This is a genomic window from Ferruginibacter sp. (assembly GCF_031430955.1).
In the GTDB taxonomy this organism is placed as follows: domain Bacteria; phylum Bacteroidota; class Bacteroidia; order Chitinophagales; family Chitinophagaceae; genus Ferruginibacter.
On record NZ_JANPCM010000655.1, the window covers coordinates 1 to 11,175 of the forward strand.

Genomic DNA, 11,175 nt, shown 5'->3' on the forward strand with positions numbered 1-11,175 from the left:
CAAGTGGCCGCTCTGGCATCATCAATATAAAACAAAAAAGGATAAGCAAAAAGGTTTTAATGGAAGTGCATCCACTGCGTACACACAAGGTATCTATGCAAGAACAAGTAATAGTCTTAATTTAAATTATAAAAGCGGAAAAGTAAATTTCTTCAGCACATTAAGTGGCAACTACCGCAATAATTATCAAGAACTGGATATTTACAGAAGATATACCAACAATGATAAAACAACTAAAGCAATATTTGAACAAAACTCATTTTCCGCAAGGCACAGTGGAAATTACAATGCTAAGTTGGGAGCCGATTTTTATTTGAGTAAGAAAACCACTTTAGGTGTTGTTGTATCAGGTATTACTAACCCACGTACTGATGATGCAGAAAATACAAGTTTTTTAAAAAGCAGTACTGGTGTGGTGGATTCTATTGTACAGGCTGTAAGCAGCGAAAAATCAAAATGGAAAAATGGTAGTATTAACTTTAATTTTCGCCATGTATTTGATAGTACAGGAAGAGAGTTAAGTGCCGATGCCGATTATTTAAGATATAAAGCTATTAAAGATCAAAATTTTTATAATACAAGTTACACTCCTGAGTGGCTTTTAAAAAGCAGCGATATATTATTAGGCGAATTGCCAAGCGATATAAAAATATACTCTGCAAAAATTGACTATGCTCATCCACTTAAAAAAGGTGCTAAAATAGAATCGGGTGTAAAAACAAGTTTTGTAGAAACAGATAATACCGCAGGTTATTATAATGTAGTGGGTAATACAAAAACTCCCGACTATGATAAAACTAACCGTTTTGATTACAAAGAAAATATAAATGCGGCTTATCTTAATTTCAATAAAGAAATAAAAAAGTGGAGCATACAAACCGGCCTGCGTTTGGAAAATACTAACTATGAAGGTAACCAGTATGGAAATCCTACAAAACAAGATTCTTCTTTTAAAAACAGTTACACCAGTTTGTTTCCAACAGTATTTGTAGGTTACAACCCAACAGAAAAAAATCAATTCAGTATTTCCTATGGCAGAAGGATCAACAGGCCGGATTATGAAGATTTAAATCCATTCTTATTCTTTTTGGATAAATATACTTACGGTGCAGGTAACCCATTTTTAAAACCAATGTACAGCCAGGTGTTTGAGGCATCACATACTTACAAACAGTTTTTAACTACTACATTAAATTATAGCCATACTAAAGATCTGTTCAGCGAAATTTTCAGGCAAAAAGATTTTGCCACTATTGTTAGCCAGGGGAATTATGGTGTAATGAACGATGCCAGTGTTTCGGTTAACGCACAAATTCCCGTTGCTAAATGGTGGAACATGAATGTTTACACAGAGGCAAAATATAATCAGTTTAAAGGGATATTATATGGCGATAATGTGGATATCGACGCAACAACATTTTTAGTAAATGTAAATAACCAGCTTAAATTTAAAAAAGGGTGGAGTGCAGAAGTAAGTGGCTGGTACCGCACAAAAGGTATTGAAGGGCAAATAGCTATTAGATCTTTGGCCCAATTAAATGCTGGTGTTCAAAAACTGGTAATAAAAAATAAAGGGACACTTAAGCTAAATATTAATGATGTTTTAAACAGCCGTAACCCTAGAGGCGAAATTAACTTTCAAAACACGGAAGCAAAGTTTACGCAACACCAGGATAACAGGACTGTTACTTTAAGTTTTAGTTACCGCTTTGGCAAACCAATTAAAGGATTGCAAAAAAGGAAAACGGGAGGAGCAGGAACAGAGCAGAACAGGGTAAAGGGAGCCAATTAAACCAGGCTAACAGTAAATTTGCTGATACCTGCCTTTATGTATCGTTAAAATACGCTACTAAAGGCAGGTTTTTGTTTTAAATAAGTGGTTCAAACTCCAAAATTCGTCTGCTTTTAAGCGGTAATTTTACTGGTTTTGATGTAGAAAAGTAGTAAAATTTACAGATTTGTCAGTAATTTCTTCTTTAAAGCCAACAATTTTTAAAAAATTGCAGGTCAAAATATTTTTTATAAATAAATGATAATCAATACTATTTTAGAAATAGGTGATTTCTACTTCTGATTTTCGACGAATGGACAGTAATTTTACTTAAAAAATTGCAAAAATACTTGCACAGTAAAAATACTGCATGTACATTTGTATCACAATCGGCGGCAAACAAAGATTGTTTTAATCTCAAACCCAGAAAAATGAAACACATTATCACTCTTGTAGCAACTTTATTCATCGTAGCAGTTTCTTTTGCAGATGTTAAGCCTTACAAAACTTCTCTAAAAATTAAGTCAGAAAATACATCTTTAAAGGTATTATTACAAGCTGCTGGTAAGGTTTGTATAGTTTGGACAGCAGTTGAAGAATCTACTACAACTGTATATAAAATTCAAAAAAGTGTAAATGGTGCTGAGTTTAAAACTATCGCTTTATTAATGGGCGAAAGCAACCCTTCTTACACTTTTAAAGATAAATTAAAAGGTGTTAGCGGAACAATTGAATACCGTGTGGTTACTACAGATAATAGTGTTGTAGTTAGCACATCTTCACAAAACGTTGTAATATTTTAGTTTCAGTTAAATATATAATAAAACGCTGCCGGTTTCTACCGGCAATTTTTTTGTCCTGCAAATTGCCGGAATATTTTTAGAAGATACTTGGATAAATTGTACATATTAATTAATACTTTTGAGCAAAACTCATCGACATGCCTTCATTTGACTTCAGCAGTAAAGTTGACCTGCAAACGCTTGATAATGCGGTTAACACGATTCATAAAGAAATTACCAACCGCTTTGATTTTAAAGGCAGCCATGTAGTTATTGATCTTAATAAAAAAGAATATAAAGTAAATTTGGAAGCAGACAGTGAAATGAAACTGGGGCAAATAAGAGATGTGATGATTACCCGAAGTATGAAGCAGGGCCTTGCTGCCGAAATTTACGATTTTACAAAAGAGCCTCACCAAAGCGGTAAAGTTGTAAAACAGGAAGTAATTGTAAGAAACGGTATAAAACAGGAAGATGCAAAAAAGATAGTGAAGATGATAAAGGATAGCGGCTATAAAGTGCAGGCTGCAATTATGGATGATATTATAAGGGTTACCGGTAAAAAAATTGACGACTTGCAGGAGGTTATTCAGGCAAGTAAAAGCTGGAATTTAGGTATTGCACTACAGGTAGTTAACATGAAAAGTTAAGGATTTTACTCTAATGATTAATCTTTAACCCAAAAATTGACAGATAAAAAGCAAAAAAAAAATTAACTTTTTGCTACAACTCTAAAACACTGCACCAAAAAACCAGAAATTTTTATTAAATTTGCAACTTACTATAATTATACGGCAAAATCCGTATGCAAAACAAAAAATATGAAAAAAGGAATTCACCCGGAAGCTTACAAAACAGTAATCTTTAAAGATATGAGTAACGGGACCTCATTTTTAAGCCGTTCAACAGCTTATAGTAAAGAAACATTAAAGTGGGAAGATGGAAATGAATATCCTGTAATTAAACTGGAGATTTCAAATACTTCTCATCCTTTTTATACTGGTAAAAATGTATTGGTAGATACTGCAGGCCGTATTGATAAGTTTAAAAAACGTTACGAAAAAAAGGCAAAATAATTGGTATAGATCATTATCTTTATCTCAAGTTTGTTTTTCATGGCTATACTTTAAGTCCCTTCGGTTCTCCGGGGGGATTTTTATTTTCTGTAATTTTACCATCATGCAAAAAATAATTTTTACAGAAGAATATTGTAACCCCAAAAATCTTCATCCATTTACATTGACACGCCATATACAGGATATACGGATAGGCATATTAACCATAAGAGAAAAATGGGAGAAATTTTTAAAACTCCCTTCTTTTGATAAATGGGAAGGATATTACCTGGATGATGAAAACTCTATAAAAATTGATAAGAATATTGGCAACGATACTTATTTAATGATTCATGCCAATGTACTGCCTTCTAAAAGTATCATTAGTAAAATAAAAAAATTACAACACGGCGAATTTTTATCTGTAGCGAACGAAGGCGGAATCGCATATAAGTTTTCTGCAAAAGAAGTAATGGGTTTACATAAAATAAAAATTGCCCGTTCGGTTGAGTTTAAAGAAAGTTTAAAGATTCTCCAATATCCATGGCAAATATTTCAGCTAAACGATTGGGCAATTAGAGAAGATTTTGAATTGATAACTGCTAAAAGAAAAAGTAAGCCCATCTCTAAAACAAATAAAGTAATCAATCCATCACAGATATTTTTAGAGGCCGGTGCAAAAGTGGAGCATTGTATTTTAAATGCATCTACAGGGCCAATTTACATTGGTAAAAATGCAGAGTTGATGGAAGGCTGCATGATAAGAGGGCCGTTTGCTTTGTGTGAAGGAAGCTTGGTAAAAATGGGAAGTAAAATTTATGGAGCCACAACTATTGGCCCTTATTGCCTGGCCGGAGGAGAAATTAAAAATTCTGTTTTAATGGGTTACAGCAATAAAGCACACGATGGTTATTTAGGCGACAGTGTAATAGGAGAGTGGTGCAATTTGGGTGCAGGCTCCAGTAACAGTAACCTTAAAAATAATTGTGGCGATGTTAAGTATTGGGTAGATGGGGATAAAAGAGAAATAAGTGCTGGCAATAAAGGTGGTTTGTTAATGGGAGATTATTCAAAAGCATCCATCAATACTTCTTTTAATACAGGCACAGTGGTAGGGGTGAGCTGCAATGTTTTTGCACAGGGGCTTACACCAAAATATATTCCGCATTTTAGCTGGGGCTGCGATGGAATTACAAAATATAAATTAAGCAATGCGCTGGATGATATAAATAAATGGAAACAATTAAAAGGCTTTGCAATTACTGAAAGAGAAAAGAAAATTTTAGCAGATATTTGCAAAAAATTTTAAACCAATATGACCATGCGTAAACAAATAGCAGCTGCTAACTGGAAAATGAATTTAACCCTTCAACAAGGCGAAACATTGATTGATGAATTATTAAATGCGCCGCATGATTTAAAAGAAAACCAGCAGGCTGTTTTTGCAATTCCTTTTCCTTACCTTATAAGTATTAAAAATAAATTAGCAGGCAAAAATAATTTTTTTGTTGCAGCACAAAATTGCAGTAATAAAAAAAGCGGTGCTTATACCGGAGAGGTAAGTGCAGAAATGATTAAAAGTATTGGCTTGCAGTATGTAGTAATTGGCCATAGCGAACGCCGGGAATATTTTAATGAAACCAATGCTGTGCTTGCAGAAAAAGTAAATATTTGTTTTGAAAATGAATTACAATCTATTTTTTGTTGCGGCGAGCCATTAGCAATAAGGGAAGCAGATACACAAAATAGTTTTGTAGAAACGCAATTAAAAGAAAGTTTATTTCATTTAACTGCAGCGCAACTAACGGGCTTTGTAATTGCTTACGAACCAATTTGGGCAATAGGTACTGGTAAAACTGCTACCAGCGAACAAGCGCAGGAAATGCATGCACATATACGCAGCGTAATGGCTAAACAATATGGTAACGATGTGGCTGAAACGATTTCTATTTTATATGGCGGCTGTGTAAAAGCCAGCAACGCTAAAGAAATTTTTGGCAAACCCGATGTTGACGGCGGATTGGTAGGAGGAGCATCTTTAATTGCTGCAGAATTTGCTGCGATAATAAATGCCTTAAAATAAAAATTGAAATAAAAAAAGGGATTTCTTTTTAGAAATCCCAAAATAATTTTGATAGCCGCTGTGTTAGTAGGCAATAAAAGCAATAATTGCCATCACTCCATAAAATGCTGCAATAATTCCGACTGCTGCAAACGCATCAGCAACAACCGGTGAGTAAATTTTTTTCATTTCTTACGGTTTTAATTTTTAAAAAAAAGATTAAAATAACTGTGTTTCCGGGGATACAGAAAAAAGAAAGAAAAACGCTTAATAATTTACTTTTAGGGGAGTTAGCTTATTACAGGGAGTGGATTGATTACACAAAAATAGAATTATTATTGGACATACCAAAGATTTTAAGAAGATTTTCATCGAAAATATCAGCTTATCAGCTCTATTTAAGGCCTAAAATACACCCTTACACGTAATATAATTCTTCAAAAGCTGCATTAAGGAATAAACAATGTAATTTGCACTAAAATCAAACGGTTCAAGAAAAAACAGGATGAATAATACTAAAGAATATATAGAATCCGGAATACTGGAATTGTATGTATTGGGTAATACTACGCCACTCGAGACAGCCAGTGTTGAGGTTATGGCTTCTAATCATCCTGAAATTGCAGATGAAATTGAATTGATAGCCAGTTCATTAAGTAGCTACGCCAAACTTAATGCTAAAGTGCCTGACCCGATTATAAAGCCATTTTTAATGGCCACTATAGATTACACCGAAAGGTTAAAAAATGGAGAGGAAATGTCTTTTCCACCAAGTTTAACGTCTCAATCTAAAATAGCAGATTTTACCGAGTGGCTTAGCAGGGATGATATGATTTTGCCCCAAAAACTAACTGATGTATCGGCCAAAATTATTGGCTTTACCCCCGAAATGATTACTGCTATCGTCTGGATAAAAGAGATGGCTCCACAAGAAATGCATGATAACCAAATAGAGAAATTTTTAATTATAGAAGGTACCTGCGATATTGTAATAGAAGAAGAAATTCATCACCTTAAAGCTGGTGATATGCTGAGCATTCCTTTATATAAAAATCATTTCGTAAAAGTAACTTCTTCAATACCCTGCAAAGTAATATTGCAAAGAGCAGCTGCATAAGCTTAAAATTGCCTATTCCACTTCCACCATATATTCCATAAACGCTTTTCCATTTATCAAAACAGTAACGGGAAAACTGTCTTCTTCTTTAAATTTATTATTGAAACTTAAAAAGCCATTTTTGAAAGTGAAAGGGATATCTTTTATGCGCTTTTTTTTGCCATCGCCATAAGCAATAGCAACTTTTTCTATTTTAGATCTTTCGCTGAGCAGGTAAGTAAACAATAGGGGTTTATCTACTTTTATTTTAACTGCACCTTCGGTTGGTGTAAACTTTTTTAAACCAAATTCATAAGCAGCAGATTTTATTACAGGATAATTAAAAAAATCTTTTTTATTTTTTGGTCCCTGGCCTAATTGCCAGGCAGAATTATCGGGGTAATGCTGCAAATTAAAAATGGTAAGGTCGGCAAAAAAATAATCTGGGTTAAATGCTTTTGTAAAACTTTTAAATTCAGGATCGGTGTAACCACTGCCCATACAGGGGTCGGCATAGTACCAGGCTTCGGGGCTTTGCCCCAATTGTACCACAACCCAGCTGTGGTTTATTTCTGTTTTAAGATCATTAATTTGTTCTGCTCCAAATTTTATAAAACCATCTGCGGTAAGGCATCTTATACCGGCGCTGCTGCACATATCCTGAAAAAGATTAGCGTAACCGGCACCCGTGCCCTTACGAAATAATAATACTTCGGTGGAAGAATTTTTTTCAGTACCGCCATTTCTTGCAGTTTTAAAATCGTAACTTATGTTATAAGCGATCCAGTCGTAAATGGCACGTACTTTATCCGTTTTATTGTCGTATTTTTTGGTTAGTAAATTGCTTATGGTACCCATATTCAAACTGTCTAAAGTACCCAGTTTTTTTACATACTCATCTATATCCTTAAAGTCTCTTCCTTCTTTTTGAGCAACACAGTTATAACTAATGCAAATAAATAAAAGCGTAATTATTTTTTTATAAAAATTTATCATGTAATAAAATTAAGCATGTAAAAGTTAACAATATCTGAAAATAGATTATTTAAAATCGAAAAGGGTGGCGGTAAATACACCTCTTTCTCTCTGTTTAAAAATGGCTTTCCAGTTTCCTGTATAACGTATTAATGAGGGTACTAAGTATTCGCCAAATTTTGTCATTGACACTTCCATCTGTACTTTAAAATCATAAACACCGGCATCGTAACTCAGGCTGTAGTTTCTTGCCAGTACTTCGTAGGTCTTTTCATCAAGCCAGGTTGTCATTTCATCTACCATTACAGCACCTTTATAACCCTGCTTTACGGTTTGTTTAAAAGTATAGCAATTGATGTTGTTATAAATATCCATGTCAATGCTCATGTCGTATTTATCAGCCATTTCATCATCAAAAATTGCAGTTTTATTGCTGATAAAAGGAATGCCATTTATTTTTTTTCCGGGATTAAAGAAAAGCATTTTCAACTGTTCTTTATGTTTTTCCATACCAGTTTTTCCCTGTGTGCTGAATTCTCTTCCTGAAACAATATTATCTTCTCCGCAAACAGAATCTTTTGTAAAAAAAAGTGACGCATACATTTGTGCAGTGTAATAATTGTAATTGTGGTTATCATCATAAAAATTACCTGTAACCTGCTCTTCAATGGTTTCCATTTTACGGCAATTGGCAGTGTGTATTTGTTTTGTTTTGCTGTGCAGCGTTGCTTTAGCTTCGCCATCACTGTTATTCATGCGTATATCGTTAATGGCGCTGAAATTAAGTATCCGTAAATTGCGGAAGGCCTTATAAAAACTGGTGTCGTTTTTTATGCGTTCAATAAAAACCGGGATGTTTAATTTGTTATTTAGAATGACTTCGCTTAATGTAATAATTTTTTTGCCTACTGTTATAGTAGTATCATTGTTTTGTTGTGCAGCAACAGCGAAGTGTAGTATAAAACAGGTAAAAAAAAGTATGAAGGTTTTCATAACTGCAGAATAAAAATATTATTTTTCAATGCAACTAAAACAAAAGCATTTTTATTTAGGAAAAACCATCCTGTAATCAACATTTATTTTTCCTTTGGTGATATCAGTAAGTTTTCTAAGTAAAAGTTTGCGCTTTAATGGTTTTATATAATCTATAAATAATTTGCCTTCAGTATGATCGTATTCATGCAGAATAACCCTTGCGGTAATACCATTAAAAGTCTTTGTTTGCGGTACAAAACTTTCATCCATAAATTCCAGCGTAACAGTTTCGTTGCGGTAAATATCTTCTCTTATTTTTGGTATGCTCAGGCAGCCTTCGTTATAACTCCATTCTTTACCGTTAAGTTCTTTTATATGTGCATTAATAAAAACGCCTTTATAGCCAGGCTCATCCGGAAATTCACCTTTTTCGTCATCTTCCTGGTTTGCAAAAATTTGTTCGCTGTCCATTACAAAAAGCCGGATGCCTGCATTAATTTGCGGTGCTGCCAAACCTACACCATTGCTGTTGTACATGGTTTCCCACATATCGGCAATCAGTTTTTCTAAACCGGGATAATCGGCAGTAATATCGCTGCAAACTTTTCTTAAAATCGGGGAGCCGTATGCTACTATCGGAAGAATCATATGAATGACTGTATGTAGGTTAATTATGTATTTTTTGCAAAATTAACCCAAAACAACAACCTAACCATTGGCAACAGCATATTATTGTACTGAATGTAAATATTCCTGTAATATTATTGTTGCGGCAATTACATCAACATTGCCTTTTATGCGCCGGTCTTTTTTCTTCATGCCCATTTCCAGCATGGCATCTTTGGCCATTTTAGAAGTATAACGTTCATCAACCGTTTTTAATGGTATTGCCGGGAATTCTTTTTTTATTTTTTTTATTGCGGCTTCCACTAATGGTGTGCCATGTGTATCGCTTTCGTCCCAGTTTTTTGGGAGTCCAATAATGATTAATTCTACCTGCTCGTTACTTAAATATTTTTTTAAAAATGGAATGAGTTCTTTCGACTCAATAGTTTCCAATCCTGTTGCAATAATTTGCAAAGGGTCGGTAACTGCAAGGCCGGTTCTTTTACCGCCATAGTCTATTGCTAATATTCGTGCCATGCCCCTATCCCTTAAAGGGAGATTATTATGTTTTATGATATAAATAAATCTAAAATTACAAAGATTGCAAATACTACAGATGCAATACCATTAGTGGTGAAGAAAGCCATATTTACTTTACTCAGGTCGTTTGGTTTTACCAATACATGCTGGTAGATAAGTAAACCGATGTAAAATAAAACACCTCCCCAATACCATATACCAAAATGCCCGTAAAAGCCTGCAGTAATAACACAGGCTGCCGAAAGTACATGCAGCATTTCGGAAATACGCAATGCTTTTACTTTGCCTACTGCAGAAGGAATAGAATGCAGTTGATTTTGTTTGTCAAAATCTTCATCCTGTAAGGCGTAAATAATATCGAAGCCACTTACCCAAAATAAAACAGTAAAAGAAAAAAGTATAGGTAATACATTAAACTCCCCTGTAACGGCAATGTATGCCCCAATTGGCGCAAGACTTAATCCTACACCTAAAACCAAATGGCATAATGCAGTAAAACGTTTGGTATAACTGTAAAATAAAATTACAAATAATGCAACGGAAGAGAGGTAAAAGCAGAGCCGGTTAATAAAAAAACAACAGGCAATAAACAACAGGCAATTGGCAACGGTGAATAGTAATGCGTTGGTTGGTTTTATAATTCCTGCTGGTATTTCTCTTACAGATGTTCTTGGATTCATTGCATCATACTTTGCATCGAGCCAGCGGTTGAAAGCCATTGCTGCGGAACGGGCAAATATCATGCAGAGGATAACTAAAAATCCAATTAAAATGAATTCATTTTCAAAAAACATGTAGTATAGTTCAATAGAGAAAGTATTTAATTTACTTTCATCTAAACCTTGCCATTTTTCAAATCCAAGAAATAATCCAATCAAAGCAAACGGCATTGCAAAAATGGTATGAGAAAATTTTACAAGCGATAAATATTTTTTTATAGCTAACATTCTACAAAGATACAATGGCTTTGTTTACTCTTACTTTATAAAACGTTTAGATATATTTGCAAGAATTAATATTTTACGTAATTGCAATATTTTTTGGAAGTAATTTTTATTATTTTGAAAAATTTAATAAAATGCATTATTTTTGTTTTAAATTCACCCACTCCACGATTGCAAACCTGATTCATCTGATAACCAAATTATTTAATTTTTTTAAAACTGTAATACAATGAAAAAAAATGTACTCTTGGTATTTACTTTATGTACTTTATTAAGTGCAAAGTCGCAAAATCTTATCTCGAATTCTGCAATGAATGGGTTTGGAAGCTGGAATAACGGAGGCTGTGTACCGGAAATGGGACCAGAAAC

General features: G+C 33.9%; 12 protein-coding genes. 7 read left to right on the forward strand and 5 right to left on the reverse strand.

What is annotated here, in order from left to right; translation table 11 throughout:
* The 7 genes from ACY65O_RS18555 to ACY65O_RS18585 all read left to right on the forward strand — a co-directional run.
* The coding region (locus tag ACY65O_RS18555; RefSeq protein ID WP_462222349.1) for an outer membrane beta-barrel family protein at positions 1-1,792 on the forward strand (1,792 nt) is incomplete at its 5' end.
* A gap of 410 nt (positions 1,793-2,202) precedes the next feature.
* On the forward strand, positions 2,203-2,574 hold the full coding sequence (locus ACY65O_RS18560; protein ID WP_462222350.1) for a hypothetical protein: 372 nt from the start codon (positions 2,203-2,205) through the stop codon (positions 2,572-2,574).
* Positions 2,575-2,711: 137 nt separating this feature from the next.
* A complete protein-coding gene (locus ACY65O_RS18565) occupies positions 2,712-3,203 on the forward strand; it encodes a YajQ family cyclic di-GMP-binding protein (RefSeq protein WP_462222351.1) in 492 nt (163 codons plus the stop codon).
* 171 nt (positions 3,204-3,374) lie between these two features.
* Positions 3,375-3,629 (forward strand): type B 50S ribosomal protein L31, encoded by a 255-nt coding sequence (locus ACY65O_RS18570; RefSeq protein ID WP_462222352.1) that lies wholly within the window; start codon positions 3,375-3,377, stop codon positions 3,627-3,629.
* Between the two features lie 103 nt (positions 3,630-3,732).
* Positions 3,733-4,917, forward strand: coding sequence for a putative sugar nucleotidyl transferase (locus tag ACY65O_RS18575; RefSeq protein ID WP_462222353.1), 1,185 nt, complete (start codon positions 3,733-3,735; stop codon positions 4,915-4,917).
* A 12-nt stretch (positions 4,918-4,929) separates the two neighbouring features.
* Positions 4,930-5,691, forward strand: a complete 762-nt coding sequence (gene tpiA, locus ACY65O_RS18580; protein WP_462222354.1) for a triose-phosphate isomerase — start codon at positions 4,930-4,932, stop codon at positions 5,689-5,691.
* A gap of 484 nt (positions 5,692-6,175) precedes the next feature.
* A complete protein-coding gene (locus ACY65O_RS18585) occupies positions 6,176-6,787 on the forward strand; it encodes a cupin domain-containing protein (protein WP_462222355.1) in 612 nt (203 codons plus the stop codon).
* 12 nt (positions 6,788-6,799) lie between these two features.
* On the opposite strand, the gene ACY65O_RS18590 is transcribed toward ACY65O_RS18585, so the two are convergent.
* The 5 genes from ACY65O_RS18590 to ACY65O_RS18610 form a co-directional block, all read right to left on the reverse strand.
* Positions 6,800-7,762, reverse strand: coding sequence for a transglutaminase domain-containing protein (locus ACY65O_RS18590; RefSeq protein ID WP_462222356.1), 963 nt, complete (start codon positions 7,760-7,762; stop codon positions 6,800-6,802).
* A 45-nt stretch (positions 7,763-7,807) separates the two neighbouring features.
* Positions 7,808-8,734 (reverse strand): hypothetical protein, encoded by a 927-nt coding sequence (locus tag ACY65O_RS18595; RefSeq protein ID WP_462222357.1) that lies wholly within the window; start codon positions 8,732-8,734, stop codon positions 7,808-7,810.
* Between the two features lie 51 nt (positions 8,735-8,785).
* Positions 8,786-9,364, reverse strand: a complete 579-nt coding sequence (def, locus tag ACY65O_RS18600) for a peptide deformylase (protein WP_462222358.1) — start codon at positions 9,362-9,364, stop codon at positions 8,786-8,788.
* Between the two features lie 81 nt (positions 9,365-9,445).
* Entirely contained in the window at positions 9,446-9,859 is a 414-nt protein-coding gene (gene ruvX, locus ACY65O_RS18605; RefSeq protein ID WP_462222359.1) for a Holliday junction resolvase RuvX, read from the reverse strand.
* Between the two features lie 32 nt (positions 9,860-9,891).
* Positions 9,892-10,809, reverse strand: coding sequence for a UbiA-like polyprenyltransferase (locus ACY65O_RS18610; protein WP_462222360.1), 918 nt, complete (start codon positions 10,807-10,809; stop codon positions 9,892-9,894).
* Positions 10,810-11,175: the final 366 nt, after the last annotated feature.